Annotated in this window: 18 protein-coding genes; 7 read left to right on the forward strand and 11 right to left on the reverse strand. The window is 45.4% G+C overall.

Annotated elements, in window-relative coordinates:
• Positions 1-350: 350 nt before the first annotated feature.
• From QUA56_RS34035 to QUA56_RS34060, 6 genes are all read right to left on the reverse strand, one after another.
• Entirely contained in the window at positions 351-5,849 is a 5,499-nt protein-coding gene (locus QUA56_RS34035) for a response regulator (protein WP_333367651.1), read from the reverse strand.
• A gap of 548 nt (positions 5,850-6,397) precedes the next feature.
• Entirely contained in the window at positions 6,398-6,643 is a 246-nt protein-coding gene (locus QUA56_RS34040) for a hypothetical protein (RefSeq protein WP_333367654.1), read from the reverse strand.
• Positions 6,644-6,922 (reverse strand): hypothetical protein, encoded by a 279-nt coding sequence (locus QUA56_RS34045; protein WP_333367657.1) that lies wholly within the window; start codon positions 6,920-6,922, stop codon positions 6,644-6,646.
• A gap of 134 nt (positions 6,923-7,056) precedes the next feature.
• Entirely contained in the window at positions 7,057-7,179 is a 123-nt protein-coding gene (locus QUA56_RS34050; protein ID WP_333367660.1) for a hypothetical protein, read from the reverse strand.
• Between the two features lie 666 nt (positions 7,180-7,845).
• A complete protein-coding gene (locus QUA56_RS34055; RefSeq protein WP_333367662.1) occupies positions 7,846-8,025 on the reverse strand; it encodes a hypothetical protein in 180 nt (59 codons plus the stop codon).
• A gap of 86 nt (positions 8,026-8,111) precedes the next feature.
• A complete protein-coding gene (locus QUA56_RS34060) occupies positions 8,112-8,423 on the reverse strand; it encodes a hypothetical protein (RefSeq protein ID WP_333367666.1) in 312 nt (103 codons plus the stop codon).
• Between the two features lie 330 nt (positions 8,424-8,753).
• On the opposite strand from QUA56_RS34060, the gene QUA56_RS34065 reads away from it, so the two are divergent.
• Positions 8,754-9,005, forward strand: a complete 252-nt coding sequence (locus QUA56_RS34065) for a hypothetical protein (RefSeq protein WP_333367696.1) — start codon at positions 8,754-8,756, stop codon at positions 9,003-9,005.
• 62 nt (positions 9,006-9,067) lie between these two features.
• Here the strand turns inward: QUA56_RS34065 and QUA56_RS34070 are convergent, their stop codons facing one another.
• On the reverse strand, positions 9,068-9,634 hold the full coding sequence (locus QUA56_RS34070) for a Crp/Fnr family transcriptional regulator (RefSeq protein ID WP_333367668.1): 567 nt from the start codon (positions 9,632-9,634) through the stop codon (positions 9,068-9,070).
• A 670-nt stretch (positions 9,635-10,304) separates the two neighbouring features.
• On the opposite strand from QUA56_RS34070, the gene QUA56_RS34075 reads away from it, so the two are divergent.
• The 4 genes from QUA56_RS34075 to QUA56_RS34090 all read left to right on the forward strand — a co-directional run bounded on the left by QUA56_RS34075 (position 10,305) and on the right by QUA56_RS34090 (position 11,816).
• Entirely contained in the window at positions 10,305-10,556 is a 252-nt protein-coding gene (locus QUA56_RS34075) for a DUF2281 domain-containing protein (RefSeq protein ID WP_333367671.1), read from the forward strand.
• 96 nt (positions 10,557-10,652) lie between these two features.
• Positions 10,653-10,949 carry a PIN domain-containing protein gene (locus QUA56_RS34080; protein ID WP_333367700.1) on the forward strand — a complete coding sequence of 99 codons (297 nt, stop codon included), beginning with the start codon at positions 10,653-10,655 and terminating at the stop codon, positions 10,947-10,949.
• 224 nt (positions 10,950-11,173) lie between these two features.
• Positions 11,174-11,497 carry a DUF433 domain-containing protein gene (locus tag QUA56_RS34085; RefSeq protein WP_333367674.1) on the forward strand — a complete coding sequence of 108 codons (324 nt, stop codon included), beginning with the start codon at positions 11,174-11,176 and terminating at the stop codon, positions 11,495-11,497.
• Positions 11,481-11,816 (forward strand): DUF5615 family PIN-like protein, encoded by a 336-nt coding sequence (locus QUA56_RS34090; protein ID WP_333367677.1) that lies wholly within the window; start codon positions 11,481-11,483, stop codon positions 11,814-11,816. Before QUA56_RS34085 ends, QUA56_RS34090 begins: the two co-directional genes overlap by 17 nt.
• A gap of 87 nt (positions 11,817-11,903) precedes the next feature.
• Here QUA56_RS34090 and QUA56_RS34095 read toward each other — a convergent pair whose 3' ends face one another.
• The 3 genes from QUA56_RS34095 to QUA56_RS34105 all read right to left on the reverse strand — a co-directional run bounded on the left by QUA56_RS34095 (position 11,904) and on the right by QUA56_RS34105 (position 14,862).
• Positions 11,904-12,251, reverse strand: a complete 348-nt coding sequence (locus QUA56_RS34095) for a type II toxin-antitoxin system PemK/MazF family toxin (RefSeq protein WP_333367680.1) — start codon at positions 12,249-12,251, stop codon at positions 11,904-11,906.
• Complete coding sequence (locus tag QUA56_RS34100) at positions 12,248-12,493, reverse strand: hypothetical protein (RefSeq protein WP_333367683.1); 246 nt, start codon at positions 12,491-12,493, stop codon at positions 12,248-12,250. The genes QUA56_RS34095 and QUA56_RS34100 overlap by 4 nt, the downstream gene beginning before the upstream one ends.
• Before the next feature lie 185 nt (positions 12,494-12,678).
• The gene (locus QUA56_RS34105) at positions 12,679-14,862 is read right to left on the reverse strand and encodes a choice-of-anchor K domain-containing protein (protein WP_333367685.1); all 2,184 of its coding nucleotides are present in this window, start codon (positions 14,860-14,862) and stop codon (positions 12,679-12,681) included.
• Between the two features lie 373 nt (positions 14,863-15,235).
• Between QUA56_RS34105 and QUA56_RS34110 the strand changes: the two genes are divergently transcribed.
• On the forward strand, positions 15,236-16,876 hold the full coding sequence (locus tag QUA56_RS34110; protein ID WP_333367688.1) for an NB-ARC domain-containing protein: 1,641 nt from the start codon (positions 15,236-15,238) through the stop codon (positions 16,874-16,876).
• A 203-nt stretch (positions 16,877-17,079) separates the two neighbouring features.
• Here QUA56_RS34110 and QUA56_RS34115 read toward each other — a convergent pair whose 3' ends face one another.
• A complete protein-coding gene (locus QUA56_RS34115) occupies positions 17,080-18,060 on the reverse strand; it encodes an ABC transporter ATP-binding protein (RefSeq protein ID WP_333367691.1) in 981 nt (326 codons plus the stop codon).
• Between the two features lie 110 nt (positions 18,061-18,170).
• Here QUA56_RS34115 and QUA56_RS34120 point away from each other — a divergent pair, with 110 nt between their 5' ends.
• On the forward strand, positions 18,171-18,359 hold the full coding sequence (locus QUA56_RS34120) for a hypothetical protein (RefSeq protein ID WP_333367694.1): 189 nt from the start codon (positions 18,171-18,173) through the stop codon (positions 18,357-18,359).
• The last annotated feature ends 104 nt before the right edge of the window (positions 18,360-18,463 follow it).

Here is an 18,463-nt window from a genome sequence, read left to right on the forward strand (position 1 = left end):
TACCCAGTAATCACTTCAGGGTTGAATTTTTAAAATTTATAACCATCAATTCTATTTAAAGACCTGCGGAATGTGGGGTGTTAATATCGTTTCTAAAAAATCTTGCAACAATTATTAGTATTGGGCGAGGTGCAGCGGAGGGTTTTCACGAATCCTATTTGTCAGGTGCGTCGCTATTAGATTGTGGTTTTTTCTGGGAAATTTAAGGGTGGTGACGCACCTGACAACTGTTTGCAAGGCGTATTTAGGGGAAAGTTAAATAGCTATTTGGGCAAGATGACTAATGACTAATGACTAATGACTAATAACCAATAACCAATAACCAATAACCAATAACCAATGACTAATGACTAATTCCCTATTTGCGATCGCAACTTCCCAGTTTTCAGTTCAATTTCAAAAGCCGCCCGCACCTTTTCCCACTCCCCTTGGGCTTCCAACAGGCGATCGCGCGCCGTGCTCACATCAAAAACCTGTTCCCCTCCAGACTCAGACGCCACGCGGCCCATATACTCCAACTCCCTGCAAACTGCTGAAAAAGACACGGCTCCTAAATTGGCGCTGCTCGACTTGAGCGTGTGAGAAGCCAGCTTCAAACTATCAGCATCGCCGAGAAAAATAGCCTCCTTAATAGTTTCTAAATGCTGCGGTGCATCCAACAAATATATCTTAATCAGCTCCCCCAAAAAATCCGGGTCTTCCTCATCGTCTAGCTCGCGGAGATTGTGCAAAATATGAAAATCAATCGGCGAATCGGCTCCCGGTTGAACGCTCGCATATCCAGCAGCATCACTGTCAGGTCGATCGGAAATATCTTGATTTTTCTGCTCAGTAACGGCATCCAGTTCATCCCGATCCAGAGGTGAGCACTTGCTCAGGGCGATCGCCAACTCTTCCCGGCGCACGGGCTTAGTAATATAATCGTCCATACCTGCTTCCAGACACTTTTCGCGATCGCCCTGCATCGCATTAGCGGTCATCGCAATAATTCTCGGCTTTTTGTTAGCAGGCCATTCCTGACAAATGCGGCGCGTCGCTTCCAACCCGTCCATGTTCGGCATCTGCACATCCATCAGCACAACATCGTAAGATTGCCGCTTCAGAGCCTCCAAAACCTCCAACCCGTTAGCCGCAATATCAGCACGATATCCTATCCTGTCGAGCAAATGTGTAGCGACTTTTTGATTCACCACATTGTCCTCGGCCAGCAAAATCCGAATCTGACCAGAATTAACTCCATCCTGTCCGGCAGAATTGGTCGCAACCTGCCTCAAAACGGCAGGAGTCCGCTGCACGCGGTGCTGTTCTTGAGAATTTTCAAAATACTTCAATCCCGAAGTCAAAGTCGCCACATTTGAAAGTTCTCCTTTGCCGCTTCTGCCGGCAACATATCCAAAAACTTGCAGCAACACATTATAAAACTGGGACTGTTTTAGAGGCTTAGTTAAAAAAGCAGAAAAATGTACTTCTGTAGTTTCAAGCTTTTTCCAAACTTCCGCCTTGCTTAAATAAGTAAACAGCACCAAAGGTAGCGCAACTTTGCGAGGGTTTTTCACTTTGATGACATTCGGATTTAGGCCGTCGCCGCCAGACAAATTGCTCAGCTCAAATTTCCGAATCTCCACAGCCAAAGCCACACCGTCCATATCGGGTAGATTCATAGCCAAAATAGCTAAATCCAGCGCCGAGTTTTCTTTGATGATTTCCAAAGCCTCAGCACCCGAAGTTACAGCCACGGGTATCATTCCCCAAGACTCTGCTTGCCGGATCAAAACTTGCCGATTAATGGCATGGTGCTCGACAATTAACAAGCGCTTACCAGCGGTAAATTCCGGCTTTTTTTCCTCAGCCACGATGTCATTAGCTTCAGCAGTCACCGTGAAATAAAAAATCGAACCCGAACCTGATATCGACGGCGAAGTAAATTCCGCAGGCGACCTTCCAGCGGTACTTTGTCCGATCGCAGAAACTGCCGGTTGAGACTTAGAACTTTCCGGACAAACCTGGCTGACAACCCACATTGTACCCCCCATCAGATCGCTCAAACGCTGGCTGATAGCCAGTCCCAAACCCGTCCCGCCGTAATGTCGCGTTGTCGAAGCATCCACTTGCGAAAAAGCTTTAAACAGGCGATCGATCCGGTCTGGCGGAATGCCAATTCCCGTATCTTGGACAGCAAATTGAATCTCGTATTGTCTGCTATCTGCCAACGGTCTCTGGTTAGTTACTAACGGTTGCGGCTCTAGAATATTGATTATTTCCGGCAAACTCTTAGCAGCTACCTGCTCAATTTTTCTAGCCGTACAGCAGACGACAATTTCTCCAGATTCTGTAAACTTAACTGCATTTCCTAGTAAATTTACCAATATTTGGCGCAGCCTAGTGACATCTCCTAAAATGTTTTTCGGAACTGAACTGTCAATAAAGTAAGCCAGTTCTAAACCTTTTTCTGATGCTCTAGGAGCCAGCAATTCCAGAGATTCTTCTATACAGTTTTGCAGGTCGAAGGGGCTGCGTTCCAAATCCATTTTGCCCGATTCAATCTTGGAAAAGTCTAGGATATCGTTAATAATAGTCAGCAAAGCATCGCCGCTGGTGCGAATTGTCTCCACAAAATCCCGCTGTTCTGGAGTTAAATCCATATCGAGCAACAAACCCGTCATCCCGATTACCGCATTCATCGGAGTGCGGATTTCGTGACTCATAGTCGCTAAAAATTCGCTCTTAGCTCTGTTAGCAACTTCCGCCGCTTGTCGCGCTTGATCCAAAGCTTCATTTTGCTCGGCTAACTGTCGCTGTCGCTGAACTTCCGTTTCTAAAAGTTGTGCTTGAGCTAACGTAATTCCGACTTGAGCGGCAACATCTTCTAACAGTTCAATTTCGTCGGGAGTCCACTGGCGAGTTGCATCGCACTGGTGCAAAGTAATAATTCCATTGGGTTCGCCTTGATAGGAAGTGCGAACCGCCAACATAGATTTTAATCCGATGCGGCGGCACATCGGCCCCGAAGATTCGAGCAAAGGATCGGCAAACACATCGGGAGATGCGAGGGCGATATCTTCAGCGAGTAGTTTTTCTGTATAGGGGTTGTAAGTGACAGAAAGTTCTAAATCTAAAGCCGACTCGTGACCTGGTTCTAAGTATTCCGCGACGCAAGGAAGGTGGGGATAAGGTAGGGAAAGATAGGTGTGAATTGTACAGCGATTGACGCCAAATACGCGGCCGATTTGGGTGGCGGTAGTTTGAAAAATTTCTTGAGTATCTAAGGTCGATCGCACTTTTTGAGTAATTTGTTTGAGTAGTAAAACGCGCTGGTACTGACGTTGCAAAGTTCGCTCTCGCTCTTCGCGGGCAATTTCCGCGCCGATGTAATTGCCCATCAACTTTAAAATTTCCAAATTCAGCGGTTTCAAAGGAGATTTAATGGTGCGGGAAGTAAAGCTCAAAGTGCCAAAAACTCGCCCTTGCACTATTACCCTCGTCCCCAGAAAAGCCTCCAACTTCCGCACGCTGTAAGCGGGGTGGTTGCGCCACTGAGTAGTGCCGGCTGATTCGACAGAAATAGGTTCGCTCGATCGCAAAACCTCTCGCTCGAAAGTTCTGCTCAAAGCAAAACCGTCTCCTTTAGCAAATCCAAAGGGAAAATCTTCCGGTACATAAGCCGCGATCACTTCGTAGCGATCGCCCAAAACCCTGCCCAACAGCCCGATATCCATCCCAAACTGACTGCAACCCATTGCCAGCAACCGGATCGTTCGATCGTCAAAAGAGCCTTCCGAGGTCACCATTACCTCGTAGAGCGATCGAATTGCCCGCTCGCTTTCCCGCAGATCCTCAACCCCTTCGACGCGGTTGCAGACATCGTGCAGAGTCCCTAAAACTCCCGCTATTTCGCCTTGGGAATTCAGCCGGACTTGGGCAAATATTTCAACGGAAATAAAGTCAGAATTACTGTGAATTTCCAATTCGTTTTTAGCCGACTCCGATTTGTACTTAAATCGCAGTTCTCGCCGTTCAAACTCCGACTTCCCCGACAGCAAAGACTCCAATAAATTTGCACATTGCGCGCGCTCATCTGGATGCACCCAATCTAAAAAATTAGTTTGCAAACTTTCGGCAACCGAAAAACCCGTAATTTCAGTCCAAGCGCGGTTGAGAAATGTCCAAGCCCCCGCAGCATCTATCTGGAAAATTACTGTTGCTTTCAAAGAGTCAAATATTTGGAATTGCTCCCGATCGCGATCGCGGTTTTTGACTTCTAACTGCTTGTTTGGAGTAATATCTGTATGAGTTCCTACTACCCGCAGCGGTTTGCCCGTAGCGCTGCGTAAAACTTGACCCCGGTTCAGCACCCAGACAGTGCTGCCGTCTTTGCAGTACATCCGATATTCTGCTGCAAAATCCGCTGTCTTTTGGGCGAAGTGATCTTCTAAAGCTGCCTTTACTCCGTCAATGTCCTCTCGGTGAATGCGACTCCACCATTCCGATCGGCGATTCGAGATTTCCCCTTCTCGGTAGCCCAGCATTTCTTGCCACCGCGCCGAATAAAAAAACTCATCTGTTTCGAGATTCCAATCCCAAATCCCCTGATTGTTGACGGCTGCGGGGAGATTTGGGGGAAAGGCGAAACTATTTTGAGAAATTTCTGCACTTGGGTGGCGATTTGCTGCCGGAATCTGTATTTCTGCCGAGAGTCTTTTGTATTGCGCGTTGCTAGATTCTAGCTGGCGCTGCAAAGCGATCAAGCCAGAATGTAGAGATTTTGAATCCAGCGCTTGTAAAAGGATAGTTTTAGGATTGACAATCCCGATCGGGTGAGTGCTTTCGTTGATGACTAATAAAGGCAACTGGCAGTAGTTTTTTTGCAGCAGGGCGACTGCTGCTTCGAGGGTAGAGTGCGATCGCACTAGCGGCGGCGAAGTGCTGCAAATCGCTCCCGCTTTAACTTTATTCGAGTCTCTTCCCAGCGCCTGCAACTGCACGATGTCCCGCGAACTTACCACCCCAACCAGTTTATGGATGTTGGGATTTGTAAATTTGGAATTTTGAGCAGCACCAGTAGAGTGTTGTTCGGGGGTTTCAGTAATTAATACATAGCTAACATTGTGTCTAAACATCAGTTGCGCCAAATAGCGAACCGAAGAAGTAGCAGGAGCGTGAATAATTCGCGAGACTGCGATTTGAGGGATTTGATAAAGTTTAATTAAATGAGCTGGCAGCTCTAATTTCGGATGCAAAATTGGCAGCGGCGGAGGGAACGCGAAGCCCGCCGCTGGTGGCGAAGCACTGCTTGCTTTTTGTGCCGATTCCCCAATTTCCTGCAACAGTTGCACCAAGCTTTGAGAGCTAATTAAACCGACCAGTTCTTCAGCGTCGTTGACGACGGGCAAATGGCTGATCTGATTTTTTTCCAGCAGATTTGCTAAGGCAAAAAAGTCGGGAATTTCCGATTCTCGGGCTACTGTTACGGTTCTGATCATGATTTGCTCGATCGCAAATCCCCTCAAAGCAGCGCCGATCGAATTTAGCTGTACCACATCTCGCGCTGTAAAAATCCCCAGCACCGTCTGGCCGCCCGGATAGAGAGCTTTTGAGCCGTTGAGACGGAACGCGCTGGCGGACGGGGGTACCGCACGCTGTACGCCGCGGTAGAAACCCGACTGTTCCCGCGATTGCGGGGAATTCCCGTTCGTGGGATTTCCGAGTTGAGAATTCCCGCGCGGTTCTACCACGAGGACGTAACTGGCTCCTGTGCTGCTCATCAGCTCGATCGCCTTTTCTACGGGCGTCTCAGGCGTGACGGTAAGGGGATTGCGGTTGATGACCTGACTGAGGGAGGGAATAAACATCAGGGGGCATAAAAGTGATATTTGTTAGAAAAACCCGATCGCGGGCAGCAGGTTGACTGAGAGGCTTTGCGCGCGAGGTTTCCAAGCACGCTCAAAGTTTCTGTACGATTAAACTCACCCCTACTTCCAGCATCTTGGCATTTAAAATTAATTCCGTGCTAAATCTTGACATGGGACGGGTTCTGAAAGTCTGAACCAATGCTATCTGCCATCTTGGCGGACATGAAGGCTGCCCGGCAATTCCTCGCCCAGCCTAACTGCTGCGGGTTTACGAGCAAGAATTTCTGCGATTGTCTAGACTGCACCCTACTTTCTAGCCCTCAACGGAACTCGATCGGATTCTGTTTGAGGCAAGATACCTACACGCTAACAATTTACCAGCGACAGGAGGGGGATCACAACAGGACGATTTAGGTATTTCAACTGTGCAATTAGCGGGGAGAGAGTCAGAGGGGGAGAGGGGTAGAGGGGGAAACAGCCAGAAAATAAATAATTCCGATAATAACTAATTCTATGTTATCCCAATTCTGACCCCGAGGATTTGAGATTCAATTCTGGCGATCGAACTTGATGAGAATAGCGCTGTTCCCCGCCAGCGCAAAAGTCGCATTGCCGCCCTTCAACGTTAAGCTGTCAACAACCTCATCCATTGCCTTCAAACTGAACTCTCGCACCGTGGCATTACCGGCTTTTATCAGATCCGAAATATCGGTATTAACCCTGTAAGATTTTGCTCGGTCGTTGACAGTCAGCAAATAAACATTGTTGCTAGCATCGAGAGTTGCAACTGCCATTCAATCAGAACTGTTAGTGATAGGAAAAAAGCTAGCTCTCCTGTCCTGCAAAGCTCGAATTCCCATCCGCAAAGCACAGTAACCCGCGCGCCGCTGGCCGGATGACCCCAGCAAACCTTCTGCCAGTCGCGGCTTTTCCCAGTCGTACAAACAAAATATGTGACTGCCGTAAATATAATTATCCCCCAGTTGGGAGCCTCGAATCAAATTTTTAATCAAACTTAAAGCTAAAGATAAATCGCTGTAGCTAATTTCGTAACTGCCCCACTCTCCACCCAAAGCTGCGAGTTAGCAAGTAAAGTTCCCTGCATCCAACCGCGCACTTTGCGGGTGTAATTTGAAATATCGGCATCGTAGTTGCGGACATTGACTGTATCGAAATAATTAGGTATTTCTTGCAAAGCAAAAGCGGGCTAATTGCTGCCGCCTACGGTTTTCGGGCCGTGGATGCGGTAAGTGCGATCGGGCAAATACAGCATATTCCAGGTATATGCGGTACACACAATCTTGTCGTAAGTAAGGTGCGTCGGGAGCATCCCAATTTGGTAAAAAGCCGTTTTTTAGGAGTGCGAGCGTCTCGCTCGCAGATCGTTCGCTATGGACGGCGTGAGCGCGCTATATCATCGAAATATATTATTCTGATGCAACCGTCCGTGATATGAAAGCAAAAATGGGATGCTCCCGGTGCGTCGCTTTCAGAGTCAATCTGCAAATTCCATTGAACCTGCTCCGCAGCGACGCACCCTACATAACACGTACCGCAGAATATAGCTTTATAGTGTACTTCACGAACCACCGAATATGCTGTAAGTGTTGTAAACAAAGTCGATCGCATCTTTTGCCACATTAACCAACTCAAAATAATCCGCCCTAGTTCCGCCCCAACCCGATCCAGATTGTCCGGTTCGTTGTGATTTTCCCAATCATCAACGCGGTAATCATTGCAAACATTCAGCCAATAAACCGCAGCAAAAACCTGCTCTCACCACTCATTCCAATCTGCTTGATTGCGCGCGGATTCAGTTGCAGCGCCCAACTCGGATTCCAGCGATTATCTACATTCCGAATACTGACAAGCGAATTTCAAAGGTGGTACTCGCCACGCGATCGATCCGTGGAATCAATCCAAAATCGAAAATCGAAAATCCTCAAGAAAGAGCATTTATCTCGCGCAAGTCAATCTAAAATCTAAAATCTAAAATCTAAAATCGATTGACCGCCGGGCGAATATTTGCTTGTTTTAGAGTATTGAAAATATTCCTCGAATTGCCTTGCCAAACTGTGCCGGGTTCTCCAGACCACCAATAATCGCTACCCTTCGGGGGATCGATCGCAATCTTGTCCCAATGCGCCCAATTAATTATATTTGGATTTACCTTCATTTGGGATATTTCTAGTCAGCCGTATTTACCATCGTCTTCGGGTTCCCGCCGAGACCTCCCGCCGTAAATGCGGACTGTTCAAAGTATTAAAGGCGCGTAGAAAATCTCTGTTTGCAGCAGCCTGACATGAAGAATGAGGGAGGCAGCGCAATTAATCCAGCCGCGACTAAGAAACTTTGAGCGCCAGTAAAACGCCGTGCCAAAATGAAAGTTAGCCGTATGATTTTCGCCCCTAAAATAGCTTGTACGTAGACCGCAGATCCGGGAGAATGACCCAAAAATTCACAGCATCCAGCCACAAAAAAGGGATAAACTGGTGTTCGGCTTGGTCTCTCAAAAAAATAACCGTTCAGCAGCCTGTATGCTAAACGTTCATAGCCCAGTTCGTGGCCTGTCATTCGATTTTAGATTTTAGATTTTAGATTTTGGATTGACCCCACAGATAAATTCGGGGGCTTGAGGATTTTATATTTGAGATGCTTTGGATTGATTCCACGGATCGATCGCGTGGCGGGTACCACCTTTGAAATTCGCTTGTCAGACGGGCGGGAGTATCGGGAAGAATTTGGTTGGTACCGGCGTCACCAAGCAGTCTCTATTCAGAAAGAACCGCTAGCTGAGTATTCCAAGCCCAAAACAATGACAGCTTCATCACTGGCAACGGCAGCGGTACTATTTTTGCAGGCAAAGGTAAAGACATTATTGATGCCGGAGAAAAAGCAAGCACAATTTTTGCTAGCGACGGCAATAAAATTATTATGGGTAGCCCTAGCGACGATACCATCTACGCAGGTGCTGGCGACGACATCATCAATGCCGGAGAAGGCAACAACAACGTCTTTGCAGGCAAAAGCAACGACTTCGTAACCGCAGGCCCGGGCAACGACCAAATATATACCAGTCAAGGTAACGACAACATCAACGCAGGCGACGGCAATAACCCGATCGAACCGAGGACTGGCATCGACGCAGATATCTAAAAAATATCTCCGTCGATCTGCGCCGATCTGCGATTAAAAATATTTCTGATGTGAAAATCAAACTAACGCGAAGTTAAAACAATGTATTGAGGGCGCGATCGATCGATAATTCCCTCCTCCTCCAACCGACACATCAGCCGCGTCACCGTAATCCGCGTAATTCCCATCGCCTCAGAAAGCTCCTGATGAGTCAATCTCAAATCAATTAACAGTCCTTGTGCCACTTCGCGACCAAATTTTTGTCCCAAGAAAACCAATAGTTGCAGGAGTCGATCGCGCAGAGATTCGCTGCGAACAATGCAAAAAAAGGCTTGAGTTTGCTGAACGTGCGCCAAAATTTCATCTAACGATCGATCGAACAAATTTGCAGGAATGTAGCTAATTTCTACATGAGTTTTGCACTCTATTTGATAAGGTTGGACGCCTGACAGCGACTGACCCAGCACGTCTCCAACTCCCCAATATCCCAGCGTGATTGGTGTCCCCTGGTCGCTCCAAGTTAAGGTTCGGACAGATCCCCGTTCAATTCGCAGCAAGCCTTTAGACGGCACGGGCACTAACTGACGGTGGGTGAAAGTCTGGTGTCTGAAACTAGCGTACAAGGCTGGGGTGTAGGTTGAAAGAGTCATGGGATTCACCGCTACTTTGAATACAATATGCAGCTTAAGTTAATTGATAAATTATGTCAACTAATTTGAGGGGCGATTGCAGGTATTACCATCCCCTGGGCAAGATAGGGTTGTGAATTTTTGCAAGCCTACAGCGACACCAATTATGCCTGAAACCCTTTACGCTTGGTGTAGGAGACGTTTCTGAACTTGACGGTATCGTTGTCTGGGTTTTGTAAAGAGTATAAGTTGCCCGATCGGGCGATCGACATTCGCCATTCCAATCACACGCTACGGGGTTGAGCAGACAGTTGATAGCGGCTCTTGAGAGTCAAGAGTCTACACATTTTTATTGATAATACTTGTCTTTAATTGATACTCAAATGCAAAGCCCGATCGCCCGCCAAACAAAGATTGTAGGTTGACTCATGAATATAATGATAATCGTTATTAAGATTTGAGAAGCGCTACTCCGAACTTTTGTGACCAAGCATCACAGAATTTCGCGATTCCAGTCACTATAATATAACTTAACAATTAGTTACATTTATTTACAGAAAGCAACAAGGAAAAACAAATGGCTTCACGTAACCCGATCGTCGATGACCGAGGCCTCCTCAACAACTTCGCGATCGAGTCTAAGATGTATTGCTAAAATAAAATTTAACGACAGTGTATTTCTCACCAGATTATGACTATCATTGAACAAATTTATGCGATCGTCAAAACCCTTCCCGAAAACCAAGCTAGCGAAATTCTCACTTTCGCTGAGTTTATTCGTGCCAAGTACCTGAATGGGAACCAATCCACCGACACAGTAGATTCTTTAACTCCTTGGACAGAATTGGTTTATTCCCTAGCTGGAACATGGGCAGAAGACTTTCCTACTCTGGAAGAGATTCGTGGCGAGTCGGGGGAAGACATCTTGCGGGAGAGCTTTTAGATGTACATTTTGGATACAAATACATTAATTTACTATTTCAAAGGACAAGGACAAGTTGCCTAAAACCTTGCCAATGTATCTCCTTAAGAAATTGGCATTTCCGCGATCGTCCTGTTTGAGTTGCAAGTGGGTATTGCTAAATCTACTTCGCCTGCAAAACGTACCGAACAACTTCAGCAACTTTTGAGCCGAGTTAACCTTGTTCCTTTCGATCGCGATTCTGCTATTGCTGCTGCCACAATCCGCGCTCAATTGGAGCAACAAGGTACTCCCATCGGCCCAATTGATGTTTTGATTGCAGGGACAGCCACTTCGCTTCAAGCAACTCTCGTTACCCACAATGTTAAGGAGTTTCCGATAGTTTTTGGACTTGCGATCGCGGACTGGTATTGAATGTGTGGCATCAAGTGCGGCTGGTCTTTTGTCAATGGTTGGAGATAGTAAATCCAGCATAACAGAAGGGCGATCGATCTTTTGAGCAACCGCAGATGAACGTGAATGGACGGGGAGAGATTAAGGGCGATCGCTATTATTCAAAATTCCAAGCGATCGAGCTTGTAAAAATCTATGTTTTGGCTATAATAGTATTATTTTTGAATCATACCTAATAAAAAATCATGACAACAACAGTAAGCGTAGAACACATTGAAAGAACACCGGGAGTACGAGGCGGGAAACCCCGGATTGCTGGGACGAGAATCGCCGTACAAGATGTGATGGTGATGCACCTAAAAATGGGTTATTCTCTTTTAGAAATTGCCACTAAGTACGATCTGCTTGTAGCCGCAGTTTATGACGCTATGGCTTATTATTACGATCGTCGCCAAGCAATTGACAGAGAAATGGCAGAAGATGATGCTTTTGTGGATGAATTTATGCGTCAAAATCCAGGTAGGTTACAAGCAAAAATAAAGGAATTAAAACGTGAGTTTGCGAATTAGGTTTCCTTTAGATGAGCATATCGATCGGGACATTGCTAGGGCGTTACGTCTCTATGGTATTGATGTGACGACAACGGTAGAAGCAGGATTAAGGACTAAGATGGATGAGCAGCAGTGGTTGTTTATTCAACAGCAGCAGCGAGTGCTTGTCACTCAGGATCGAGACTTTCTAGTTATGGCTGGTATGAGTCAGGATCATCCTGGTGTGGCTTATTTTAAACAAGGCAGTCGTTCGATCGGACAAGTAATAGAAATGTTGATTTTGCTCTATGAAATTTACACACCGGAAGATATGGTCGGAATGGTAGAGTATTTGTGAGGGCGAAGGGCGATCGCGCTTTTTAGCAACCGCAGATGGATGAAAGGGCGATCGCGCTATAGAAAAGTTGAAAAAGTTATTTTTTAGCTATAAATTCAAAAGAATGCGTAGTCTTTCTTCTACCATCATCAATGTTGTTGAAGAAACTGTACCCCACAGTTCAAAAAATCTGTCTATACTGATCGATCGCACATCTTCACATTTAATGAAACTTGGCTGTCTAAGTCCTCCTTCTGGGGGGTTAACTTGAACGTGCCAGGGAATTCCTTTATCTTTGGATGTGACTGGCACCACAACGACTAATCCTGACGCACCCTGATTGAATAAGTCTACAGATATCACCAGACAGGGACGCTTTCCAGCTTGCTCTCGCCCTCGTATTGGATTCAAGTCAATCAGCCATATATCACCGCGTGATGGTTTTGCTGAGGTCATTCTAAACCATCCTCTAAAGTGATATCCCAAGCTTCGCGTTCTTCAAGTTCTTCTTGCCAAGCTTCTGGGCGATCGCGTAAGGCAAGATAAGCTTGGTTGGCTGCTGCTAAAAACTGTTGTCTTCGGTATTGTTCGATTGCTTGTTCGAGGACTGTTTGGATTGGTTTTCCTGAGCTTGCAGAGAGTTCTGCGAGGGTTTGATAAGATGTATTGCTGATTGTAACTGTAGAAGTTTGATTCATGTTAGTTTTTTACCTACCACAATGTTACCCAACTATTATACATTACAAGCTTGATGTTTGTACTTTTTTCGTTCGCAGGTACACGCTGATGGATGTAGTGGGGATTAAGGGCGATCGCTCTTTTTGTCGTAAGGGCGATCGCTAATATTGCTATGACGGAACTATTGGACGAATTTCCTACAGCATCATCCTATCTGAGTGATTGGATCGTTCAGCGGTATAGTAAATAAGGCATTTTTCACAATGTCTGGCTGCGTGTTGATGACGACACCAAAGATATTTGTATAGACACCTATAATTTCGTTGTTTTCTGTGTACTGAATAATGGTGTCTGCAATACCATCTTGATTCACATCTGCGGGGGTGAAAGTGAGAATATCTATTGGTACGCCTCCATTGATGCCAATTAGATCGCCTTCACTCGCATTGAAGTCAAGTAACCAATCAGCAGTAGCAGGATTGTTTTCTTCTGTACCTGTGTCTGTTCTCAGGATAAAAATATCTGTTCCGCTGCCACCAGTTAGCCGATCAGTTCCCTTTTCACCGATTAAAATATCGTCTCCGTCATTGCCAAAAATTTCATCATTGTTTTGTCCACCCCGCACTAAATCATTGCCAGGGCCTCCTGAGATGAAATCATCACCCTCATTACCGTTGATAATGTCGTTGCCATCGTCACCTAAAATGCGATCGCTTCCTTTTCCACCTCGCAGGTAATCATTGCCGACAGCCCCTTCGATAGTATCAGCACCTCTGGCTGCGAATACTACATCAGTTACAGGCGATCCTAAGATTTTCTCATTGTTATCAGAACCTTGGACACCCCCCGGATTTTCAGCCATTATTGCTTGAGTAATCTGAAATGTAGTTCCTGTATCTGTTGGGGGATTGACTTGGCTGGCACTTCTTATTGTTCTTGGAGCACCTATTAGAACATCTACTACAGCCCCTGCCAATGGGTAAACTAGATCTCTCAAAATTCCATTTTTTGCATCAGCAATTGTGTTTCTAAAGCCCTTAACAGCCTCTTTAATATCATTGCTAAATTGACGTAGCGTCTCTTGATCTTGAGTAAAAATAGTCACTGGTACGATTTTACCAAATAAATCAGCGGTAGCTGTGCTATTCTCCGGTGAATCAAACTGTCCTACAGGTTCTCCATTTGAAGCAAACCCATATAGATCGAGGGTATATTCAGCAGCCGCAACTTTAATTCTCTCTTCGGATAAACCTGCACCTGAAAAAGTTAGGCGATCTGCATCCAGAACCGCATCACCAGTTGTGTTATTTGTTGCTTGATTGTTGATTGCAAAATTAAACGTCTGGGGACTATTTTCTGGTTGGGTTATCGAAAGATTAATATTGAGAGTTGTATCTATTGATCTGGGTGAATCTTCGGCGTTTACTCCATTCCGATAAGTCAATTTACCAAGATCAAAAAGAATGTCTGTTCCTGTACTAAAAGGTTTACCGTCAAACTGCACAAAACTTACAAATTCCGGTGTTCCTAAACTGTATTTATTGCTGCCACCTCCAAAAGTGCCAGTGATTGATCCTGTGAAAGTTGGTTTGGTAGTATCAACATTGATACGACCTGTTTCTGGGGAACGCAACCGATTCAAATCGAATTTTGTCCCATCCTCTTGAGGAAAAGATGCTCCCTTTCTTAATTCTGTGTCTATTTTGTGAGCGTAGCCATGACTATCATTAAGAGGAATCTTTCCACCTGGTTGAATTAGTTCATTCTTGTTGATATAAATGTCCTTTGTTCCTATAGAGTCTTGGTATCCCAATTTACTGGTATGAATCGCAATTACCTGTTTAGCATCAGTAGGGTCTAGGCGATCGCTTGGAGGAACTGGTTCTTCAACCACATCTGTTCCCGATCCTCCTTCTATCGGTCTAGCCCTGATTCCAAAACTAGGTCCAGCAGGATCTAAAGCCGTGATAAGATTTATCTGATTACCTGTTAGTTCTCGATACTTAGCGCCAGCAGAACCAACGATATGACCCCCTAAACTATGACCAATCAGTTCGGTTTTGTTAGGGTTAACACCAATATTGTTCAGATACTCACCGAGCTTTTGACCTGCTTCTTTTGTATTTGCAGCAGCTTTCGAGTAATCAGTCTTAGCACCACTTTCCCAGTCCATCGCGACAATATTAGCATTAGGATCTTGCTCTCGGATAGCTTGAGCTTTTTCTGCTACCCAATCAGCAGGCGTAAAATTATTGGCTGCGTTACCACCTGTATTATTCCATCCATGAGTTATTACATAAGTATTCTGGTTTGGATCAATGGGTTGTGATTGAAAACCGTTATTTCCCCATGTATTAAAGTTAATCTCTCCAAAACTAGCCTGTACCATGATTCCAACTCCTTCTGAATATCAATATTGAACTAAGCTATTGAAAAAACTGATAACTAAACTGGATCGGGTTCTCACTCATCCCTTACAGGGGAAACAGTATCAATAACTACCCTTTACCCAACAACCCAGAAAGCGATACCTAACGGCAAGGTAAATGCTTATGCAGCTTGGCTTCACCCTTAAGCTGTAGGTGAAAAACAAACTTATCCATAAAAATAATCCCTAATCCCTACACTGTATCGGCTCAATGGCTCACCATTTGGCTCAACAAAAAGGCTCATTTGTCTCATTTGGCTCATTTGGCTCATCTTTCGGCTCTCCAACCTGAGCTATAATTAAACTCGATCGCAATTGTGCTAAAGGACTAACAATGGCAGGTTTGCTCAGAGCATCCGAAGAGGGTTTGAAAATCATTGACATGGTAAGACGCAATCTCGGATGGAATAAAACTGAGGATGCCTGGTGTGTTGCCGCTTTAGTTTCAACAGCTACCTTAAAGCGGTTTTGGGCGAAAATAGAAATTAGACGAGAGAACTTTATCAATATTTGCAAAGCGGTAGAAATAGACAACTGGGAATACATTGCTGAAGGCTACAAAATCAAGAAAACAGAGCCACTTTTAGCCGCCGCGATCGCAGATATCCCCCAAGACAGTGAAACCGATCGCACTTTCCCCCTCCCAGAAAACTTACCCCCCGTCAGAAATTGGGTACAGCGCACAAAAGAACTCGATATCTTAAAAACTACGATCGTTAACTCCGATATCACCGCCATCTCAATTGTCGGCTTACCGGGCATCGGAAAAACCATCCTCATCAGCCAACTAATTCGCCAACTCCACACAGAAAAAACCCCCTTCACCTGCGCCGCTTGGCAATCCTTGCAATCTGCAACAGGCAAAGCACCCCCCTTCGATCGCATAATTGACTCGCTGCTATTCACCCTCTCCAACGGCGAGATTACCGCAGCCGTCAACGCTCAAAATGACTGTGGCAAAAAAACCGAAAATCTGCTCAAAATCCTCAGAGAAAAACCTTGCTTGGTCGTTTTCGATCGCGCCGACACACTTTTGAAAGCTGGAGAAGCCAAAGCCGCTGGTTATTTCGCGGACGATTGTGCAGAATATGCTTGGTTATTCAAACAACTATTAGAAACAGAACATCAAAGCAAAATTATTTTCACCAGTCGCGAAAGCTTGGCCGAATTGCCGTCAACAGTCACCCGCGAAATCCAGCTAAACGGATTGGATCGAGATGCCGCAGTTGCCCTATTGCAATCTTTTAATCTGACTGCAAATCCAGAAGAATTAGCCGAAATGTGCGATCGCTATTCAGGACATCCCAAAGCCTTACAACTCATTGCAGCCTTGATTCGAGACGATACCGAGTTTCAGGGAAATGTCGGGATTTTTCTGCACCAGAGAGACTGGTTGCTGATTCGAGATATTGAAAGAGCGATCGATGAAATGATAGCGCGTCTGGGCGACGGCGAGCAAACTTGTCTCAGCCGAATTTCTGTCTATCAAACCTCAGAATATCCGCTATCTTTTGCAGGGATTAGCGCTCAAATGCCAGAAGTTAGCAAGTATGAACTCAAAGAAAATATTATTCAGGCACTCAAGCGCCGGCAATTGCTATATTACGATCGCCACCTCAAATCCTATCAGTTGCATCCCCTAGTCCGAGAAAAGGGCGAGTACCTGCTAAGTCAAAATCCAGAAAATCTCCGTACCGCTCACAGCCAAGCCTATAACTATTATATCAGCATTCCCCTCAAACCTAAATCGGAATGGCAAGATATCGAGGATATTAAGCCCCTAATCAGAGCGCACTATCATGCCTCTCAAGCACAAGATTTAGATGCAGCAAATGCGCTTATTTCTGAAGTTTGTGAGTATCTGCGGCAGTGGAATTGTGCAGAGTTAGTATGTGCAAATCTACCGTTGCCATTGTTAACTGAAGTAAAAAACATTAGTCTTTCAGAGGCGGACAATATGCCCACTCCACAATAAAATTAAACTCTTGTGGAACGGGCCTCTTGCCCGTTTTCTTATTATTAGTCAGGGCGGGCAAGATGCCCAACCCCTACTCCCCACAATCAACTTGATGTGCTGTGGAACGGGCATCTTGCCCGTTTTCTTAGTCCGCGAAGGCGGACTTTGTATGTGTAGCCGCGGTTTCAACCGCCCGGTTGAAACCGCCGATTTTATGAACTTCAACCGCTAGAATAAATCCCTCTTTCTTGCAGTTGCTGCATAAAAAACTCTTCCAAACTAGGCTTAGCCAAATTCATGGCAATTAGCTGCCCTCCCGTACCACTCAGACTAGAAATAAACTCCTTCGGCTCGCCCTGCAAATGACCGTACCACAAATCATTATCAACTTCCATATCCGGTATCCATTTTTGCAGGATGTTCAAGTGGCCACCCCTACCTTCAACCCGGTAAGTTTCAGTATTACCCAAGAGTTCGTCGATCGCACCCATGCAGATTAACTCACCCTTCGCCAAAATTGCCACTCGATCGCAAATCTTCTCCACATCAGACAATATATGCGAATTAAAAAAAATCGTTTTTCCTTGATTTTTCAGCGATAAAATTATCTCCCGCATCTGATAGCGTCCCATCGGATCTAAACCAGACATCGGCTCATCTAAAAATACCACATCGGGATTGTTAATCAAAGCTTGAGCCATGCCGATCCGTTGCAGCATTCCCTTAGAATACTGGCGCAACTGTTTTTTTCTTGCCGCCGATTGAGATAGCCCAACTAAGTCTAGCAAATGCGGAATTCGCTGCCGCTGAATTGAGGGGGGAATTTGAAATAACCCCGCCGCAAATTGCAAGAATTCCCAGCCCGTGAGATAATCGTAAAAATAGGGATTTTCTGGCAAATAGCCGACTCGCTGCTTCACAGTGCGATCGCCCAAAGGCCTCCCCAACAGCAGCGCCTTCCCAGAAGTGGGCCGCACTATACCCAGCAAAGTTTTCAGCAGCGTAGTTTTCCCCGCTCCATTTTGCCCTAACAGCCCGAAAGTTTCCCCCTCAGAGACAGTCAGAGTGCAATTTTTGAGCGATTCAATTTTTTCGTTCATCCAGAAGCCGGTACGGTAGAACTTCCCCAGATTAAATGTTTCGACCACTGGGGTAGCTCCGGGCATCTCGGTGGGATTTGGCGCATCTACAAGAGGTTCCATTTTTGTCAGAGAAATAACTAGCACCTGATTATATTCTATTGCATAAGTTAAGTAATAATTGCTGTTTTTAATGTTAAACTAATATTAGCTGTACTTAAATTTTTCTGAATATGGATCGTTCAAAAATTATTGCTATTATCACTGGGGTGATTTCTATAATTTTAGCAGTTGCCTACCTGCTGCTCGTCACCATCCTCGACTTCCGAGGCGAAATGCTGCCCGCACCTCAAAGTCAGTTGCCAGTCTCCATGCCAATTCAGCAATTAGCTAATGCTAACCCGACTTTGCGAGTACATTAGTTATTGGTTATTGGTTATTGGTTAGTTGTTATTGGTTATTGGTTAGTTGTTATTGGTTATTGGTTAGTTGTTATTGGTTATTGGTTAGTTGTTATTGGTTATTG

The organism is Microcoleus sp. N3A4, from assembly GCF_036701805.1.
In the GTDB taxonomy this organism is placed as follows: domain Bacteria; phylum Cyanobacteriota; class Cyanobacteriia; order Cyanobacteriales; family Microcoleaceae; genus Microcoleus.

What these genes read in the sequence shown, in the direction of transcription:
- QUA56_RS34035 (WP_333367651.1), bottom strand. Translation starts at nt 5,849, where the DNA reads ATGTTTATTCCCTCCCTCAGTCAGGTCATCAACCGCAATCCCCTTACC.
- QUA56_RS34040 (WP_333367654.1), bottom strand. Translation starts at nt 6,643, where the DNA reads ATGGCAGTTGCAACTCTCGATGCTAGCAACAATGTTTATTTGCTGACT.
- QUA56_RS34050 (WP_333367660.1), bottom strand. Translation starts at nt 7,179, where the DNA reads ATGCTCCCGACGCACCTTACTTACGACAAGATTGTGTGTACCGCATAT.
- QUA56_RS34055 (WP_333367662.1), bottom strand. Translation starts at nt 8,025, where the DNA reads ATGAAGGTAAATCCAAATATAATTAATTGGGCGCATTGGGACAAGATT.
- QUA56_RS34060 (WP_333367666.1), bottom strand. Translation starts at nt 8,423, where the DNA reads ATGACAGGCCACGAACTGGGCTATGAACGTTTAGCATACAGGCTGCTG.
- QUA56_RS34070 (WP_333367668.1), bottom strand. Translation starts at nt 9,634, where the DNA reads ATGACTCTTTCAACCTACACCCCAGCCTTGTACGCTAGTTTCAGACAC.
- QUA56_RS34075 (WP_333367671.1), top strand. Translation starts at nt 10,305, where the DNA reads ATGACTATCATTGAACAAATTTATGCGATCGTCAAAACCCTTCCCGAA.
- QUA56_RS34085 (WP_333367674.1), top strand. Translation starts at nt 11,174, where the DNA reads ATGACAACAACAGTAAGCGTAGAACACATTGAAAGAACACCGGGAGTA.
- QUA56_RS34095 (WP_333367680.1), bottom strand. Translation starts at nt 12,251, where the DNA reads ATGACCTCAGCAAAACCATCACGCGGTGATATATGGCTGATTGACTTG.
- QUA56_RS34100 (WP_333367683.1), bottom strand. Translation starts at nt 12,493, where the DNA reads ATGAATCAAACTTCTACAGTTACAATCAGCAATACATCTTATCAAACC.
- QUA56_RS34105 (WP_333367685.1), bottom strand. Translation starts at nt 14,862, where the DNA reads ATGGTACAGGCTAGTTTTGGAGAGATTAACTTTAATACATGGGGAAAT.
- QUA56_RS34110 (WP_333367688.1), top strand. Translation starts at nt 15,236, where the DNA reads ATGGCAGGTTTGCTCAGAGCATCCGAAGAGGGTTTGAAAATCATTGAC.
- QUA56_RS34115 (WP_333367691.1), bottom strand. Translation starts at nt 18,060, where the DNA reads ATGGAACCTCTTGTAGATGCGCCAAATCCCACCGAGATGCCCGGAGCT.
- QUA56_RS34120 (WP_333367694.1), top strand. Translation starts at nt 18,171, where the DNA reads ATGGATCGTTCAAAAATTATTGCTATTATCACTGGGGTGATTTCTATA.